Source organism: Parvibaculum sp. (assembly GCF_030694575.1).
In the GTDB taxonomy this organism is placed as follows: domain Bacteria; phylum Pseudomonadota; class Alphaproteobacteria; order Parvibaculales; family Parvibaculaceae; genus Parvibaculum.
Map to the genome: position 1 here is coordinate 1 of NZ_JAUYUS010000119.1, position 17067 is coordinate 17067.

The 17067-nt window shown below is 64.8% G+C and carries 12 protein-coding genes; 6 read left to right on the forward strand and 6 right to left on the reverse strand.

The features are described 5' to 3' along the window. The 3 genes from Q8S60_RS16800 to Q8S60_RS16810 form a co-directional block, all read right to left on the reverse strand. A partial coding sequence (locus Q8S60_RS16800) for an acyl-CoA dehydrogenase family protein (RefSeq protein WP_305668731.1) occupies window positions 1–941 on the reverse strand: 941 nt, incomplete at its 3' end. Window positions 942–1116: 175 nt separating this feature from the next. After that, window positions 1117–2388: a serine hydrolase gene (locus Q8S60_RS16805; protein WP_305668732.1), complete on the reverse strand. Its 1272-nt coding sequence runs from the start codon at window positions 2386–2388 to the stop codon at window positions 1117–1119. 31 nt (window positions 2389–2419) lie between these two features. Further along, a complete protein-coding gene (locus Q8S60_RS16810; RefSeq protein ID WP_305277262.1) occupies window positions 2420–2917 on the reverse strand; it encodes a MarR family winged helix-turn-helix transcriptional regulator in 498 nt (165 codons plus the stop codon). A gap of 218 nt (window positions 2918–3135) precedes the next feature. On the opposite strand from Q8S60_RS16810, the gene Q8S60_RS16815 reads away from it, so the two are divergent. Together Q8S60_RS16815 and Q8S60_RS16820 are read left to right on the forward strand one after the other, a co-directional pair. Beyond that, window positions 3136–4311, forward strand: coding sequence for an efflux RND transporter periplasmic adaptor subunit (locus Q8S60_RS16815; protein ID WP_305277260.1), 1176 nt, complete (start codon window positions 3136–3138; stop codon window positions 4309–4311). A gap of 21 nt (window positions 4312–4332) precedes the next feature. Continuing rightward, window positions 4333–7476: an efflux RND transporter permease subunit gene (locus Q8S60_RS16820; RefSeq protein WP_305277258.1), complete on the forward strand. Its 3144-nt coding sequence runs from the start codon at window positions 4333–4335 to the stop codon at window positions 7474–7476. Between the two features lie 215 nt (window positions 7477–7691). Here Q8S60_RS16820 and Q8S60_RS16825 read toward each other — a convergent pair whose 3' ends face one another. Next, on the reverse strand, window positions 7692–8054 hold the full coding sequence (locus tag Q8S60_RS16825) for an endonuclease domain-containing protein (RefSeq protein ID WP_305277256.1): 363 nt from the start codon (window positions 8052–8054) through the stop codon (window positions 7692–7694). A 156-nt stretch (window positions 8055–8210) separates the two neighbouring features. Between Q8S60_RS16825 and Q8S60_RS16830 the strand changes: the two genes are divergently transcribed. From Q8S60_RS16830 to Q8S60_RS16845, 4 genes are all read left to right on the forward strand, one after another. Beyond that, window positions 8211–8747: a hypothetical protein gene (locus Q8S60_RS16830; RefSeq protein WP_305277253.1), complete on the forward strand. Its 537-nt coding sequence runs from the start codon at window positions 8211–8213 to the stop codon at window positions 8745–8747. 28 nt (window positions 8748–8775) lie between these two features. Further along, window positions 8776–9387: a hypothetical protein gene (locus Q8S60_RS16835; protein ID WP_305277251.1), complete on the forward strand. Its 612-nt coding sequence runs from the start codon at window positions 8776–8778 to the stop codon at window positions 9385–9387. A gap of 114 nt (window positions 9388–9501) precedes the next feature. Then, window positions 9502–12138 (forward strand): aminopeptidase N, encoded by a 2637-nt coding sequence (gene pepN / locus Q8S60_RS16840; RefSeq protein WP_305277249.1) that lies wholly within the window; start codon window positions 9502–9504, stop codon window positions 12136–12138. A gap of 297 nt (window positions 12139–12435) precedes the next feature. After that, window positions 12436–14262, forward strand: coding sequence for a PAS domain-containing sensor histidine kinase (locus Q8S60_RS16845; RefSeq protein WP_305277247.1), 1827 nt, complete (start codon window positions 12436–12438; stop codon window positions 14260–14262). Window positions 14263–14394: 132 nt separating this feature from the next. Here Q8S60_RS16845 and Q8S60_RS16850 read toward each other — a convergent pair whose 3' ends face one another. Continuing rightward, the gene (locus Q8S60_RS16850) at window positions 14395–15780 is read right to left on the reverse strand and encodes a glutamine synthetase family protein (RefSeq protein WP_305277246.1); all 1386 of its coding nucleotides are present in this window, start codon (window positions 15778–15780) and stop codon (window positions 14395–14397) included. Window positions 15781–15852: 72 nt separating this feature from the next. After that, the coding region (locus tag Q8S60_RS16855) for an FAD-binding oxidoreductase (protein WP_305668733.1) at window positions 15853–17067 on the reverse strand (1215 nt) is incomplete at its 5' end.

A 17067-nucleotide genomic window follows, 5' to 3' on the forward strand; every position in this document is an offset into this window, starting at 1 on the left:
GCGATGCGCGAGGCGGCGGCGGCTTCCGGCAGTTCGGCGCCTTCGTCGTTCAGCATCATGGCGCCGAAATAGGAATTGGATTTGGCCAGTTCCTTTTTCACATAGATGTCGGCGAGCTTGTGCTTGATCGCCTGGTAGGAGCCGATCTGGCGGCCGAAGGCATAACGCTCCAGCGAATAATCGCGCGCCATTTCGAGGGCGGCTTCCGAGCCGCCGACCTGTTCGAAGGCGAAGAGGACGGCCGCGCCGTCGAGGATGCGCGAAAGCTGCGTCCAGCCCTCGCCCTGCTTGGGCCCAAGGATTTCGGCGGGGGCATCCTTGAAGGTGAGCGTGACGTGCTGGCGCGAGGGGTCGATGGTGCGGACGGGCTCGGAGGAGACGCCGCCTGCCTTCAGATCGACAATGGCGAGCGAGACGGCCTGCTCACCGGCACCGCCGGTGTTGACCGCAACGATGGCGACATGGGCCGCGCCGCCATCGGCGACGGGCTGTTTCACGCCCGAGACCTTACCGCCCGCGAACTTGACCGCGATGTTGCGCGGATGGGCCGCGTGGGTGCCTTCGGAGAGGGCGAGCGTGCCGATGGCTTCGCCCGAGGCGAGCTTCGGCAGCCAGGTCTCTTTCTGCTTCTGCGTGCCGAAGAGGCGGAGCGCCTCGGCGGCGAGATAAATGGAAGAGGAGAAGGGAACGGGGGCGGCGACGCGGCCAAGCTCTTCCGCGATCACGCAGAGCTCAAGCGCGCCGAGGCCGAGACCGCCGAATTCCTCCGGGATGGCCGTGCCGGTGAGGCCCATCTCGACGAGGCCCTTCCAGACTTCGGCGGCATAGGGCTCTTCCTTTTCGAGCACGCGGCGCGTGACCGTCATGGGGCATTTGTCGGCGAGAAACTTCCGGACGGATTCCTTCAGAAGTTTCTGGTCGTCGGAAAAATCGAAATTCATGGCGTCTCCTCATTATCATTGCCTCGCGCGCGGGCGGGCCCACGGCGGCTGTTTGGGCGCATTCTCCCTGCAAAGGGGGCTTGTGAAAAGGGCGCAGATTTTACGTTGCGTCCGCTTGGGATGACGCGGCGGGGCGGTGGCGAATCCTGGCTGCGAGGTGAAGTTCCGGGTTGAATTACGAGGCAGCCGGGGTTTTGGATCGCCGCATTCGCCGGAGGGCGAGAACGGCAAGAGCAATGATGACGGCCCAGCCGGCGAGCAGCGTGAGGCCGATGGCCGGAAGCATGCTGTCGATCTGCCTCACATCCACCTGCCCGGCATGCCAATAGACCCATTCGCCGCCGAGCGTCGCGGCGAGGCCCGGATTGCCGGTGGCGAGCACGAGGATGCCGTCGCCCGTCGCCGGGTCGATACGGGCCGTGGTTTCGATGGCGGGGAAGTTCATGCCTTCATGGCCGACGACGTAGCCGCCGCCGGGTGCTTCCGCATAGAGCATGACGCCGAGGCCCCAGATCGGCAGGCCGAATTGCGAGGCATGGGGCGCGCGCATGTCGGCGGCAAGACCGGGCGGGAGGGCGGGATCGCCCGCGCCCTCCATTTGCGCTTCGAGGAAGCGGGTGAGATCGGCCGCACTCGCATGGAGCGAGGCAGCGGAGGGCGCGGCGAAGTTGCGATAGGTGCAGGGCGCGCCCTCCGCATCGAAACAGGGGGCGAGGCCCGCCGCTTCCGCCGCCGCCAGATCGAATGTCGCATGCGACATGCCGAGGGGATCGAAGACGACGCGCTTCATATAGTCGCCGAAGGCTTCGCCCGAGGTTTCCTCGATCAGAAGCTGCAGCAGCGCATAGCCGCCGCCGGAGTAACTCCAGGCGGAGCCGGGCGCGAGGCCGATACGCGTCCGCCCATCGGCGCCGGGCATGGGGTCAGCCGCTGCCGTCAGCGATGCCTCGAGCGTCTGCACGGGCGTGCCCTTCTCGAAGCCCATATAGCCGAGGCCGTCCGTGAGGCCGGCCGTGTGGGAGAGAAGACGCCGCGCGGTGACGCCGTCCGCGTCATATTCCGTTTCAGGAAGCTGCCAGCGGGTGAGATAGCGCGACACGGGCGCATCGAGATCGAGCTTTCCATCGGCGGCGAGTTTCAGCACGCCGAGCGCCGTCGCCCATTTGCTGAGGGAGGCGAGCTGGAACAGCGTGTCGCGGCTGAGGGGCGTGCCGGCGGAAACGTAATGTTCGCCGAAGACCTTGCCCTTTTCGATCAGCACGAAGGCGACTGCGCCCTGCCCGGCCGTGTCCAGCGCGGCAACCGATGTCGAGAAGAAGGAGGCCACATCCTCGCGCGGGCCCGGATCGGCGTGCCACCAGCCGTGGCGCGCGCCGGTGAAGACGAGGATGGCCCAGAGCACCATCGCCAGCAGGGCCGCGAGAATCAGGAGGGAAAGGTTGCGCATCGATTATGCTATGCCGAGCCGCGACCGGCGTTCAAGCCTCGGCGCGGCCGGTGCGTTCTTCATGCGGCGTATTCCGCTCGACGGCTTCGAGGTTTTCCTTGATGCGGCGGAGCATGGCGACGAGGGTTTCGTATTCTTCCGCCGTGAAGCCCTTGAGGGCGTCGTCGAACATGCCGAAGGCGGCATCCCACAATTCGTCGTGAAACCCGTCGATGGCATCGGTGAGATAGACGCGGCGGACGCGGCGGTCGGCCGGGTCCGGGCGGCGCTCGATGAGGCGGAGTTCCTCCATCCGGTCCAGCAGGCGGCCGAGCGGCGCCTTTTCCATCATCACGAGATCGGCCAGTTCGGTCTGGGTGACGCCGTCCTGCTGGCGCAATTCCGCGAAAACGCGGGATTGCGGCACGGTGATGCCGGTGCCCGAGGCGCGCAGGCGGGTCTCCCAGGCGCGCTTGAAGAGCCGGAACACATCGCGGTGAAGCCAGCCGAATTCCCTGTCCGGCATGGCTTTCCTGTCTTTGCCCGTCATAAGGGCCGGTCCTTCCACAGAATACGTCTTCTTTATCGTAACCAAGGATACTATAACTGTGCATACCTTCTGCCGCCAGTGCGGCGGATCGGAATATGTGGGGCACGATTATGTTTTTCCGAACTAGAGCAAAATCGCGTTTCTTCGAACCGCGATCCCGCTCCAGCTTTTTATATTGCCGCGCAATTTACGCGCGAACCGCTGCACACTTCGCCCGATTGCGCTATGCGCGCTTTCCCGCCCGCGCGGCGGGCCTCGTCATCGCAGGCGCGCTGACGCTTGCGGGCTGCGGCGAGGAGGAGCAGGCGCAGAACGCGGCGGAAGAAGCGATCGGTGTTTTCGCGAGCCTGGTGACGCGGCAGGAACTGGCCGAGCCCGTGACGGGCACGGGGACCGTCGCCGCGCACAAGACGACGGTGCTTGGGCCGCGCGTGGACGGCATCATCGAGGAGATCATGGTGCGCGTCGGCGACCGCGTGACAGAGGGGCAACCGCTCTTCCGCACGCGCGACGCCGAATGGAAGCTCAAGGTTTCGGAACTCGAAAATCACGTGCGGCTGGCGAGCGCGGAATCCCAGAACGCGCAGAAGACATTCGCGCGGACGGAGGAACTGCACGGCAACGGCTTCGTCTCGAACGGCAAGCTGGACGATGCGCGCGCGGCGCGCGACGCGGCCAATGCGCGGCTCGGCATGGCGAAGGCGCAGCTCGCGACCGCGCAGCAGATGCTGGACGACTGCGTGGTGACGGCGCCCTTCGACGGCGTCATCACCAAGCGCGACGTGGACGAAGGCAAGTTCATGGCGACGCGGATGGGCGGCATGGGCGGCGACAGCGGCGGCGTGCTGCAGATCATGAAGATCGACATCGTGGCGGCCATCGTGAACGTGCCGGAAATCTACCTGTCGAAATTCACCGTCGGCACCAAGGGCAAGGTATTCCTCGACGGCATCGACAAGAGCTACGACTCCTACGTCGCCATCCTGAACGACCGGATCGACCCGGTGACGCGCTCGGTGGAAGTGCGGCTGCCGATCGAGAACAAGGATTATGAGGTGAAGCCCGGCCTGTTCGCGCGGGCGGAAATCTATCCCGACCCCCGCGAGGTGCTGGTGCTGGACCGCGCCGCGCTCTTGGGCACGGAAGCGCGGCGGCACGTGTTCGTGGCGGAGAACGGGCGGGCAAAGCGGGTGGACGTGGCGGTGCGCCAGATCGATGCGACGCGCGTGGAAGTGCTGTCGGGGCTGAAGGAAGGCGACAAGGCGCTTTCGGGCCCGAATGCGCCGCTGCTGATCGACGGCGTGGCGGTGAGGATCGAGGGCGGAGCGGAGGCGGAAGATGCGCACGAGCAGACGCTCGCGAGCGACGCGGCCGCCCAGCCGACCGTGAAATAGAGCGGCCGAGGAGCCAAAGCCATGTGGATTTCCGACATCTCGATCCGCCGGCCGGTCTTCGCGGTCATGATCATCGCGGCGCTGGTCGTGCTCGGCTGGATCTCGCTGGGCCGTGTGGGCGTCGATCTCTTTCCCAAGGTGGAGTTTCCGGTCGTCTCGGTGACGACGGTGCTGGAAGGCGCCTCGCCCGAGGCCGTCGAAAGCGACGTGACGGATTCGATCGAGGAGCAGGTCAATACGATCTCGGGCATCGAGACGCTCTCCTCCACGAGCGCTGAGGGGCTCAGCCAGGTCGTCATCCAGTACGACCTCAACGAGAATGTCGACGTGAAGGCGCAGGACGTGCGCGACAAGGTTTCGCTGGCGCAACGGAATATTCCGCAGGATGCCGAGCAGTCCATCGTGCAGAAGGTGGACCCGGACGCGCAGGCGATCATGTCGATCATGATCGCGGGCGACCTGCCGATCCGCGACCTCACCCAATTCGCGGACAAGGTGGTGAAGGAGCGGCTGCAGCGCATTTCGGGCGTCGGCTCCATCGAACTCGTCGGCGGGCGCGACCGCGAGGTGCGCATCTGGCTCGACGCGGTGAAGATGCGCGCCTATGGCGTGACGGCGGACGACGTGACGGGCGCGCTGCGCCGCGAACATGCCGAAATTCCGGGCGGCCGGCTGGAGACGCCGGGCGGCCACGCGGAATTTTCCATGAAGACCAAGGGCGAGGTCACGTCCGTTCCCGAATTCCGCAACATCCTCGTCGCCTTCCGGCAGGACGGCGCACCGACGACCATCGGCGACATCGCGCGGGTGGAAGACGGGATGGAGGACGAACGCTCCTATGCCGAATTGAACGGCAAGCGCGGCGTGTCGCTCGACCTGCGCAAGCAGTCCGGCCGCAACACGGTGGAAGTGGCTCGCGCGGTGCGCGAGGAACTGACGCAAATCGAAAAGCTGGCACCGCCCGGCGTCGAGATGAAGACGGCGCGGGACACGGCGGTCTTCATCGAGGGATCGGCGGACGATGTGTTCTTCGATATCCAGCTCGGCATCGTGCTGGTGGTGCTGGTCACCCTCGCCTTCCTGCTCTCGGTGCGCGCGACGCTGATCGTCGCGGTCGCCATGCCGACATCGCTCATCGCGACATTCTTCGCTTTCTATGTGGCGGATTTCACGATCAACATGATGACGCTGATGGCGCTGTCGCTGGCCGTCGGCCTGCTGGTGGACGACGCCATCGTGGTGCTGGAAAGCATCTACCGGAAGCTCGAGGAAGGATTGCCGCCGATGCAGGCGGCGTCCGAGGGCACGAAGGAAGTGGGGCTTGCGGTGCTGGCCGCCACCTTCTCGATCTGCGCGGTGTTCGTGCCTATCGCGTTCATGGACGGCGTGGTCGGGCGCTTCTTCTTTCAATACGGGCTCGCGATCACCTTCTCGGTGCTGGTGTCGCTGCTCGTATCGCTGACGCTGACGCCGATGCTGTCGTCGCGGATGCTGAAGCATGGCGAGACCGATCCGGCGAATTACGGGCGCGTGGCGCGCTTTTTCGACGATGCCTATAACCGGCTCGACCGCTTTTACGGGCGGGTGCTGGAATGGGCGCTCGGCGCGCGCTGGATAGTGATGGCGGGGGCGCTCCTCACCATCGTCTTTGCGGTGGTGGTTGCACGGACGCTGCCGATGGCGTTCGACTCGCGGGCGGACCGGGCGGAATTCCTCGGCACAGTCGAATTGCCGTTCGGCGCGGGGCTGGAAGAGACGCGGACGGTTTCCTCGCGCGTGGCGCAGGCGATTTCCGGCGTGCGGCATGTGCATACGGTCTTCTTCACCATCGCTTCCGACCCGCAGAAGAGCGTCAACAAGGCGTTCTTCTATGTCGGGCTGACGGCGAAGGCAGAGCGCGACGAAAGTTTCATTCCGATCATGGACGCGGCGCGCGTGGCGATGCTGAGGGCGGCGCCGGAGGCGAAGCATATTTCGCTTTCCGACGTGCCGTGGATCTCCGGCGGCGGCTTTTCCGAATATGCGATGATGTATGTGGTGCAGGGACCGGACCTTGCCGTGCTGGAAGCGAAGGCCAACGAGGTGGTGGCGCGGATGCGCACGAGCCCGCTCTTCGCCGACGCGAAGACGAGCTACGATTCCGGCAAGCCCGAAGTGCAGGTGCATGTGGACCGGCGGCGCGCGGCCGATCTCGGCGTGCCTGTGAGGGTGCTCGCGGAGACGATGCGCGCGATGGTGGGCGGCGTGAAGGCGGGGACGTTCGAGGAATTCGGCCAGCGATACGATGTGCGCGTGCGGCTGGAGGATGGGCAGCGCGACGACATTTCGAAGCTGACGATGATCCAGGTGCGCTCGGCGAACGGCAACCTGATCGACATCGCCAATGTGGCGCGCTTCGACGTGGCGGCGGGGCCGGCGCAGATCGAGCGGCAGAACCGCGCGCGGCGCATCGCCATTCTCGCGAACAACCCGCAAGGCGCGGCGCTGGGGCCGGCTTCCGCCGAGATCGAGACCTATCTGAACGAGCTGAAACTTCCGGCCGGCTATTCGTGGAGCGCGGAGGGCCGCTCGAAGCGGATGAAGGAGACGGGCGCTGCCATCGGCTTTGCGTTCCTGCTGGCGCTGATCGCGCTCTACATGATCCTGGCGAGCCAGTTCAACAGCTTCGCGCAGCCGGCGATCATCATGCTGTCGGCGCCGCTTTCCTTTGCGGGGGCGTTCGTGGCGCTGAAAATATCCGGGCAGGAGATGACGATGTTCAGCCAGATCGCGCTGCTGGCGCTGATGGGGCTCGTGATGAAGAACGGCATCCTGCTGGTCGACTACACGAACCATCTGCGCGAGGCAGGCGCGGGCCCGCGCGAAGCGGCGCTGAAGGCGGGGCCGGTGCGGCTCAGGCCCGTGCTGATGACGCAGATCGCGACCGTCTTCGGGCTGATCCCGGTGGCAATATCGAACAGCCAGGGCGCGGAGTTCCGCAACGCCATGGGCATTCTCGTGATCGGCGGGCTCATTTCCTCGACGGTGCTGACGCTGGTCGTGGTGCCGGTCGCCTATACGCTGATGGAGGATGCACGGGGGAAGGTCGCGGGGATCGGCGGGACATTCAGGCGTCTGGGGCGGCGGTTCGGCATCGGCAAGGCGCCGGGGGCGCCGGCGGAGTAAAGACGACCATCAATCACTCTTCCCACCCTCCCCCTGAGGGAGGGGCGAAATTTGCACAGCGAATTTCGGGGAGGGGTCGCGGCCTTACAAAAAATGAAAGTCCGTTCTCAGTGGCACATCCCTTACCCCCCCCCAAACCGCTTGCAGCGGTTTGACCCTCCCTCAGGGGGAGGGTGGAAGAGATTCTGTCCCATCGGGAAAAGAGTGGCACAAGGTCAGCGCATGACGGGAGGGAGGTCTGTGCGGGGCTCACGTAAGGCGTGCCAGATGGTTTCAATTACATCGTCCGTGCGTAGCAGTGCGTCGTTGTTCCAGAAGCGGAGAACCTTATAGCCGCGCTCGTTCAACCAGCCGGTTCTAAGCGCGTCACTTTCCAGGCCGGGTTGGAGATTGTGACGGCCGCCGTCGACTTCCACGACCAGTTTTCTTTCCAGACAAACGAAATCGACGACATAAGGGCCCAGCGGGTGCTGACGCCGGAAGTCATATCCGAGCGCCTCCTTGCGCAGACGGCCCCAGAGCCGCTTCTCGGCGTCTGTCATGTTTCGGCGCAGGTTGCGAGCTTGCTTGTCCCCCATGCGTTCAATCTAGCGGCCACCCTCCCCCTGAGGGAGGGTGGGAAGAAGGGCCGGGGCGGGAATTGGACTGAATGTCTTAATCCAACGCTAACCGGCGCTGGCGGATACTGAGAGGAGGATTTCTCTCTTTTCGGCCGGCCGGAGGTTCATCGTCAGATGGCGAAAGCGCAGTTCCATAAAAACCAGCGGGTTTATGTGCGGCCCGTGGGCACCTGGGCGGTGATCGAGCGGATCGTGCCGCAATGGGTGAAGGACATGGATGAGCCGTTGCGCATCCATTACGACGTGGGGCTCGGCCGCGAGTTCGCGGCGAAGGAGCTGGAAACCGAAGAAGTATCCGCGCTGTCGCATCTCGATCCCGAGATGGAGGAATGGCACGTCGTGCGCGTGCCGAACAAGTGGCGCTCGGCGGACGAATGCGCGGGCCATCCCGTGCCCGGCACGCATCCCGTGGTGGTTACGGGAAGCCATGAAGGCGGCGGCTGGCGCGTGCCCGGCGTCGAATACGACATGACGCCCGACCGCGTGGAACTGCAGGCGAAGGTGATCGCGGCGGCGCCGAAACTCATGGTGCTGCTGCAGCGGGTCGCCGAGTACGCGCGGACGAATGGCGAGAACCTGCCCGACGAGATCATGAATGTGGCGGGCGATGCGGACATGCTGTTGAGCAGCATCATGGGGCCGCAGACCTGAACCCGTAACGGACGGTGACATTTTCATCATGAGTACCACGAACCCGAAAAAGGCCGCGGTACAACCCGCCGTCCATCAGCCCACGCAAAGTCTTCAAGTCCTCATCAACGCGGCACGCAAGGAAGGGCACGCCTTTCGCGGCGCCCTGATGGACCATTTCGCGCGGGTCGAGCGCGGCCTTGGGCCACTACTCGTTCAAGCCTCGACCTTGCCTGCCTATGCGACCGTCGTAAAGAAGCCCGCGCATCTGCTCGGCCAGAAACTGGAACAGCTCCGCAAGCTCGCGGATGCGGAAGGGCCGCTCAAAAACGCACTCACCACGGCAGTGGCCAATATCGAGGCGCTGCGCCTGTATGAGGAAATGAGGCATTTCATGGCTCACGCGACGCTTGAAGTCGTGCAGGCCGAGGACGGCGAACTGCTTTATCTCTTTCGGCTCGCCCGGCTCAACAAGGGAAGCATGGAGTACTCATCCATCGTTCTCGGCAAGGCGGAGGCAAAAGTCATCGGTACGGAGCTTGGCGTTGTCGTCCATGCGCTGACGCAGCAACTGGATACCACTTGCAAGGGTCTCCGTGCCGGGATCTCACGGCCACCCAAGGCCACCGCTCTACCCTTGGAGCGTTCTGTCCAAGGCTAGACGAGGCCGCTCCCCTTCCCGGTATTCCCGCCCCAATTCCGCCATTCCACTCGCGGATTTTGCAGACTCGTTATATTGAGGGGCGGGTGCCCCTGTTTTTCGAGTTATTTCCCCATGCGCACAGAAGATCCCCGCCCTATCCGGCTCAAGGACTACACGCCGCCTGCTTTCCGGATCGAGGAGGTGAGCCTCGAGATCGAGCTGGACCCCAAGCGCACGCGGGTTCATTCGCGGCTTTCGATGCGGCGGCAGGGCGAGGGACCGCTGGTGCTCGACGGGGAGAAGCTGAAGCTCCACGAAGTGCGGATCGACGGGGAGAAGCTCGGCGCCAACCGCTACAGCGTGGACGGCGAGCATCTGACGATCTTCGAGGTGCCCGAGGGCGACTTCACGCTGGAGACGGTGACGACATGCGCGCCGGTCGAGAACACGGCGCTGACGGGGCTTTATCTTTCGAGCGACATTTACTGCACGCAATGCGAGGCGGAAGGATTTCGCCGCATCACCTACTACCTCGACCGGCCGGACGCGATGTCGGTGTTCCGTACGCGGATCGTTGCCGACGAGAAGAAGGTGCCTGTGCTGCTGTCGAACGGCAACCCGGTGGCGAGCGGCAAGCTCGACGGCGGCAAGCACTTCGTGGAGTGGCACGACCCCTTCCGGAAGCCCGCCTATCTCTTCGCGCTGGTGGCCGGCGACCTTGCGCATGTGGAGGACAAGTTCGTCACCATGTCGGGCCGGGAGGTGACGCTGCGAATTTTCGTCGAGAAGGGCAACGAGGACCGCTGCGACTATGCGATGGGCGCGCTGAAGCGGGCGATGAAATGGGACGAGGAAGCCTTCGGGCGCGAATACGACCTCGACATCTTCATGATCGTCGCGGTGAGCGCCTTCAACATGGGTGCGATGGAGAACAAGGGGCTCAACGTCTTCAACGACAAATATATTCTCGCCCTGCCCGACACGGCGACGGATGCGGATTATGCGGCGATCGAGGCGATCATCGCGCATGAATATTTCCACAACTGGACGGGCAACCGCATTACCTGCCGCGACTGGTTCCAGCTTTGCCTGAAGGAGGGCCTCACCGTCTTCCGCGACCAGGAATTCACGAGCGACATGCGCTCGCGGCCGGTGAAGCGGATTTCGGATGTGCGGCTCCTGCGCGCGCACCAGTTCCCGGAAGATGGCGGGCCGCTCGCGCATCCCGTCCGGCCCGACAGCTATATCGAGATCAACAATTTCTATACGGCGACCGTCTACGAGAAGGGCGCGGAACTCTGCCGCATGATCCACACGATGGTGGGGCCGAAACGCTTTCGCAAAGGCATGGACCTCTATTTCGAGCGGCATGATGGCGAGGCGGCGACGGTGGAGAATTTCCTCGACGCGCTGTCGGACGGGACAAAGATCGACCTGACGCAGTTCAAGCGCTGGTATTCGCAGTCGGGCACGCCGGAAGTTCTGGCCTCCGGGCGCTACGACGCGGCGCGGAAGACCTACACGCTGAAGATGAGCCAGGTGTGCCCGCCGACGCCGGGGCAGCCGATGAAGGAGCCCTATCACATTCCGGTCGCCGTCGGCCTTGTGGGCGCGGACGGACGGGACATGAAGCTGACGCTGGACGGCGAGGAGAAGGCGGGCGCGACGACGCGCGTGCTGCATCTCACCGAACGGGAAGGCACATGGAAATTCCGCGACGTGGCGGAGAAGCCGGTGCCGTCGCTGCTGCGCGGTTTCACGGCGCCGGTGAAGCTCAACGCGAACCTGAAGGAGCGCGACTGGGTGTTCCTGATGCGGCACGACAGCGACAGCTTCAACCGCTGGGAAGCGGCACAGCGCTATGCGACGGGGATGCTGCTTTCGATGGTGGAGGCACATGCCAAGGGCGGGACGGCGCGCAAGGGCACGGCCTTTGCCGACATGATCCGCGATCTCCTGACCTCGAAGAAGGCCGATCCGGATTTCGTGGCCCAGATCATCGTGCTGCCGAGCGAACAGACGCTGGCGCAGATGATCGGCCATGATGTGGACGTGGACGCGATCCACACGGCGCGCGAGGAACTGCGCGCTTCCATCGCGGCGCAGGCGAAGGACGAACTGATGGCCGCCTATTGCCGGATGAAGGTGGAGGGGCCTTATCGTCCGGAGGCGGATCATGCGGGACGGCGGGCGCTCCGGAACGCCTGCCTCTCCTATCTGGCGGTGGCGCCGGGAGGCGAAGGCACGACGCTCGCCGCGACGCAGTTCCGCGAGGCGGACAACATGACGGATTCGATCGCCGCACTTTCCGTGCTCTCGAATATCGCGGGGCCGGAACGGACGGAAGCGCTCGACGCCTTCTACAAGCGGTGGCAGAAGAACCACCTGGTGATTGACAAGTGGCTGGCGATCCAGGCGATGTCCTCGCTCCCCGGCACGCTGGACGAGGTGAAGCGGCTGACGCAGCACCCGGCCTTCACGATGAAGAACCCGAACAAGGTGCGGGCGCTCATCACCAGTTTCGCTTCGATGAACCAGCTTCATTTCCACGACGCGAAGGGCGCGGGCTATGCCTTCGTCGCCGACAAGGTGCTGGAACTCGACAAGCTCAACCCGCAGGTGGCGGCGCGGCTGACCGGCACCTTCAGAAGCTGGCGGCAATTCGGGCCGAAGCGGCGGAAGGCGATGCAGAAGGAGCTGAAGCGCATCGCGGCGACGGAGGGGCTGTCGCGCGACGTCTACGAGATTGCGACGAAGACGCTGGCTTGAGGCGGCAGTTGCCTCGCGGCCCATGGACCCCGGCTTGCGCCGGGGGTGACATTTCCGTTTTTGGCTGTTTTTGGGACGGGCGCCGGGCGCCGGTTAACGCGGAATTAACGGCGATTCGCGGAATGTCGGTGAGTCCCGTTTGCATCTATTAACAAAAAGTTAACGGCGGCTATGGACAGCGGGACTCCGAGGCCGAATCATCGCCCTGAAGCGGTTGATTCGCGGGACCGGCCGAGGCAGGAAGCGAGATCGAGTGCTAGACTTGCAATGACCGGCGACGGCCAGACGGATGAAGGCATGAGCGACGCAACGACCACCCGGCAGGAGACGATGAAGTGGCAGGAGGCGAGCGCACGCCGCCGGCGCGCCCTGCCCGCCGGATTGCTGCCGCGGCTGGCGCTCGGCGTATCCGGGCTCGCGCTCCTCGCTCTCAATGTCGCGCTTTACGCGCAGGACGGCGGCTCGCGCGCGCTTCTGTTTTCGTCGCTGCTTTCGGGCGGCTATCTCGTCATCGCCTACATGCTGGTGAGGCTGCGCGAGTCCAAGCTCGACGCGGAAGCGGCGCTGGTGGAGAACCAGCATCGCTTCGACATGGCGTTTGCCGGCGCGCGCTGCGGCATCTGGGACTGGGACCTCGACGAGAACCGCGTCTACTGGTCTTCGGCCATGTTCGACATGGTCGGGCTGAAGCAGCCGTCGAAGCGGCTGTCGCCCGCCGAGATCAAGGCGATGGCGCATCCCGACGACGCCGACGCCATCGACGAAATCGCCAACGCGGCCTCGCGCGCCTCACGCTCCTACGATACGAATTTCCGCCTTCGCCACGCCGATGGAAGCTGGGTGTGGATGCATGCCAAGGGCCAGGTGTGGGGCGGCGGGCGCGCCTCGGCGAGCGAGCGGCTTGTCGGCATCACCATCGACATCACCGACCAGAAGATCGCCGAAGAGCGGGTGCATGAAGCGAACGAGCGGCTGCGCGACGCCATCGAAAGCGTCGGCGAAGCCTTTGCGCTGTGGGACGCGGAAGGCCGGCTCGTAACGGCGAACAGCAAGCTCGCCGAATTCCTCCATCTCGACGGTGGCGCGATGCGCCCCGGCATGGCGCGCGACGCGGTGATGAGCCTTGCGGGCGTCGGCGACGCGTGGCCGGTGGATGGCGAGGATGCGGGCGTGCGCGAAATCCGCCTGCCGACCGGGCGCTGGCTGCAGATCAGCGCGCGGCGCACGAAAAGCGGCGGGCGCGTGAATGTCGGCACCGACATCACCGCGATCAAGGAACAGGAAGCGGCGCTGACCGACAACAAGGTGGCACTGGAAAAGACCGTGCGCGACCTCGAAACCTCGCGGCGGAAGCTGCAGGAGCAGGCGCGGCAGCTTGTGGACCTCGCGGAGAAATACGCTTCGGAAAAGACGCGCGCGGAAGCGGCGAACCGCTCGAAGTCTGAGTTCCTCGCGAATATGAGCCACGAGCTTCGCACGCCCTTGAATGCGATCATCGGCTTTTCGGAGATCATGGACTCCGGGCTTTTCGGCGAACTGGGGTCGCCGAAGTACAAGGAATATGCCGGCGACATTCACGCGAGCGGCACGCATCTCCTCGAACTCATCAACGACATTCTGGATATGTCGAAGATCGAGGCCGGGCGCATGACGCTCGAGACGCAGGTGCTCGACATCGCGGAAGTGGTGGAGGAATCGCTGCGGCTGGTTTCCGGCCGGGCAGAAGTGGCGAATGTACGCGTGGTCGACGAGCTGGGCGCGCTGCCGACGGTGCAGGCGGACAAGCGCGCGGTGAAGCAGGTGCTGCTGAACCTGCTGTCGAACGCGGTGAAGTTCACGCCCGCGGGCGGCACGATCCACCTCAAGGGAAGCGCGGGCGACGGCTTCGTCACCATCGCGGTGGAAGACACCGGCATCGGCATTCCGGCGGGCGCGCTGCCGAAGATCGGGCGGCCGTTCGAGCAGGTGGAAAGCCAGCATTCGAAGAAGCACAAGGGCACGGGGCTCGGTCTTGCCCTCTCGCGCTCGCTCGTGGAGTTGCACGGCGGGGCGCTGACCATCGAGAGCACCGAAGGCGTGGGAACGACGGTGAGCTTCACGCTGCCTGTGGCGGCCGAGGCTTAGTCCACTCTATTTTCAGGATAAAGACGATACCGTCCCGGCAACAGCCGCCGGGACGACATACTGCTTTTGATTGCGTTCGTTGGCGAGAAGCAGCGCCCCTCACCCCTTCCCTCTCCCCAGGGAGAGGGAGAGCTACAAATACCAGTCGTATTCGAGCGGCGAGATGGCGCGCTGGAACTTGTCGAACTCGAGCATCTTGGTTTCGGCATAGACGTCGACATAGAGGCCGCCGAAATATTCGCGCATGACATCCGAGTTGCGGAGACGCTTGAGGGCGCTGGGCAGGTAGAAGGGGATGCCTTCGTCCATGATCTCGCAGGCATTGCCCTCGGCGGGCTCGCCCGGATCGATCTCGTTGACGATGCCGTAGTGGATGCCGGCGAGGATGGCGGCCAGCACCAGATAGGGATTGGCATCGGCGCCGGAGACGCGGTGTTCGATGCGGCGCGATTCCGGCGAGCCGTTGGGCACGCGGAAAGCGACCGAGCGGTTGTTGTAGCCCCAGGTGCGGTTTACCGGCACGAAGAGATTGGGACCGAAGCGGCGATATGAATTGAGGTTCGGCGCGAAGAAGGCCATTGCGTCGGGGAGCGTCGCCTGCAGGCCGCCGATGGCGTGGCGCAGGCGGGCGGAACCTTCGTCCGTGCCGTCGTCGAAGACGTTGTTGCCCTTCTCGTCCACCACCGAACAATGGACATGGAGGCCATTGCCCGTCTGGTCGACGAAGGGCTTGGCCATGAAGCTCGCGAGGAAATTGTGCTTGCGGGCGATGGCGCCGATCAGGTGGCGCAGCATGATGGCGTGGTCGCCGGCCCGGACGACATCGTCCTCGTGCTTGAGGTTGATCTCGTACTGGCCGGGAGCGAACTCCGCCGTGGCACCCGATGCGGGCACGCCCTGAGCGGCGGCGGCTTCGTCGATCTCCTTCAGGAGACCCATGAAGCCGTCGAGCTCGGTGATGCCGTAGACCTCGTTCGCGGTTTCGCGCAGGCCCGTTGCCGGGTTGATCGGTGCCTGGGGACGGCCCTTGCGGTCGAGGTCCTTGTCGAGAATGTAGAATTCGAATTCGCAGGCGGCGATGGGGCGCAGGCCGATGTCGGCAAGCTTGTTCACGACGCCGGCGAGCACGTTGCGCGGCTCGAGCATGAGCGGCGTGCCGTCGTCGTTTTCCATGGTCATCAGGACCTGGGCCTGCTTCATGGAGGCCCATGGCACGGGCACGATGGAACCGGAGACGGGATGCGCCTGGAGATCGGGGTCGCCGTCGGAGAAGCCCATGCCGAGGATGTCTTCGTTGACGCCTGTCACGTCGAAGAAATAGAGCGACTGCGGCATCTGCACGCCGTCGGCAAAAACCTTTTCCGCTTCTTCGGACGGGAAGCGCTTGCCGCGCACCGTTCCGCACATGTCCACGAAGACTGTATCGAGATAATCGATCTCGCCGTTCTCCGCGAGGAAGGCGTTGAATTCGCCCAACGTCGCGCGGCCGTGACGGCCCGGTCTTTCCCGATCGCTCATGATTTCCCGTTTGCCGGATTCCACGCATTTCCCCACAGCGAAGCTCCCGCCCCGCCGCGCCAAGAAATGCTCCTATAGGTCTGTGAGACGATAGTAGCCGAGAGCCGCCCGAAGATACCAGCGCCGCAGCGAGGGAAAGGGAATGTGCCGCGGGGAGCCGCGGAAAGCGGCAGGAATATCGGCCAAATCGGCTTTGCCGCCAATGAGTTGAGCGATCAAGCGGCCGCTCCAGGGCGCTGCGGAAACGCCGTCGCCGTGATAGCCAAGCGCAAAAAAGACGCTTGTATCGTCCGGAAAACAGCCGATCGAGGGGGTGAGGCGCGCGGTCATGCAGACGAAGCCGCGCCAGTAATGCGTGGCCGGAACATGGGCCCAAGCGGGAAAAACCTCCGCCAGACGGCGCTGCATGTAGCGGCGCATCTTCGCGCCGTCCTCCGGCTTTCCGGTGAGATCTCCGCGCGCGCCGAAGAGGAAGCGGCGGTCCGGCAGCATGCGGTAATAGAAGAGAAGACGGCGCGTGTTGGCGCAGGGGATTTCGGTGCGCCAGTTCTGCGCGGCGAGTTCATCCGCCGTCAGCGGGCGCGTGACGACGATGTTCGACATGACGGGGATGAGATCGCGCGCGACGGGGTGGAGCGTCTCGCGGGTGAAGCCGTTGGTCGCGATGACGACGCGCCGCGCGCGGATGGTGCCGGAGGATGTGACGAGGCGGTGCAAGGCCCCTGCCCTCTCCCATTCCAGCACTTCCGAATGTCCGTGAAGCCTGGCGCCGGCGCGGGCGGCGGCTTCGGCGAGGCCGCGCGCGAAGCGAAGCGGATGCAGGCCGAAGCCGACGGGATTGTGCAGGGCGCCGAATTGTTCGGTGGAATCGTAATGGGTTTCGGCGACCTCCTCGCGCGGGAGAAGGCGCGCGGCGATGCCGAAGGTGCCCGTGAGGAGATCGCGTTCATGTGCGAGTTCGGCGAAGCGCGACGGCGCATGCGCGACATGGAGCGTGCCCTCGCCCTGCGGCGCGAGGTCGATGTTTTCGTCGCGGGCAAGATCGCGCACGAGAGCGACGGCTTCGACCTGCGAGGCGATGAAACGCTTTGCCTCCGTCTCGCCGTAGCGCGCGATCAAGCCGTCGAGCGAGAGGCCGGAGGGCGGCAAGGTGCAGAAGCCGCCATTGCGGCCGGACGCACCCCAGCCAAGGGGGCCTGCTTCGAGGAGACGGACATCGGCGCCAAAATCGCGGGCGAGGTGATAGGCGCAGGAGAGGCCGGTGTAGCCGCCGCCGATAATGACGAC

What these genes read in the sequence shown, in the direction of transcription:
- Q8S60_RS16805 (WP_305668732.1), bottom strand. Translation starts at nt 2,388, where the DNA reads ATGCGCAACCTTTCCCTCCTGATTCTCGCGGCCCTGCTGGCGATGGTG.
- Q8S60_RS16810 (WP_305277262.1), bottom strand. Translation starts at nt 2,917, where the DNA reads ATGACGGGCAAAGACAGGAAAGCCATGCCGGACAGGGAATTCGGCTGG.
- Q8S60_RS16820 (WP_305277258.1), top strand. Translation starts at nt 4,333, where the DNA reads ATGTGGATTTCCGACATCTCGATCCGCCGGCCGGTCTTCGCGGTCATG.
- Q8S60_RS16825 (WP_305277256.1), bottom strand. Translation starts at nt 8,054, where the DNA reads ATGGGGGACAAGCAAGCTCGCAACCTGCGCCGAAACATGACAGACGCC.
- Q8S60_RS16830 (WP_305277253.1), top strand. Translation starts at nt 8,211, where the DNA reads ATGGCGAAAGCGCAGTTCCATAAAAACCAGCGGGTTTATGTGCGGCCC.
- Q8S60_RS16835 (WP_305277251.1), top strand. Translation starts at nt 8,776, where the DNA reads ATGAGTACCACGAACCCGAAAAAGGCCGCGGTACAACCCGCCGTCCAT.
- pepN (WP_305277249.1), top strand. Translation starts at nt 9,502, where the DNA reads ATGCGCACAGAAGATCCCCGCCCTATCCGGCTCAAGGACTACACGCCG.
- Q8S60_RS16845 (WP_305277247.1), top strand. Translation starts at nt 12,436, where the DNA reads ATGAGCGACGCAACGACCACCCGGCAGGAGACGATGAAGTGGCAGGAG.
- Q8S60_RS16850 (WP_305277246.1), bottom strand. Translation starts at nt 15,780, where the DNA reads ATGAGCGATCGGGAAAGACCGGGCCGTCACGGCCGCGCGACGTTGGGC.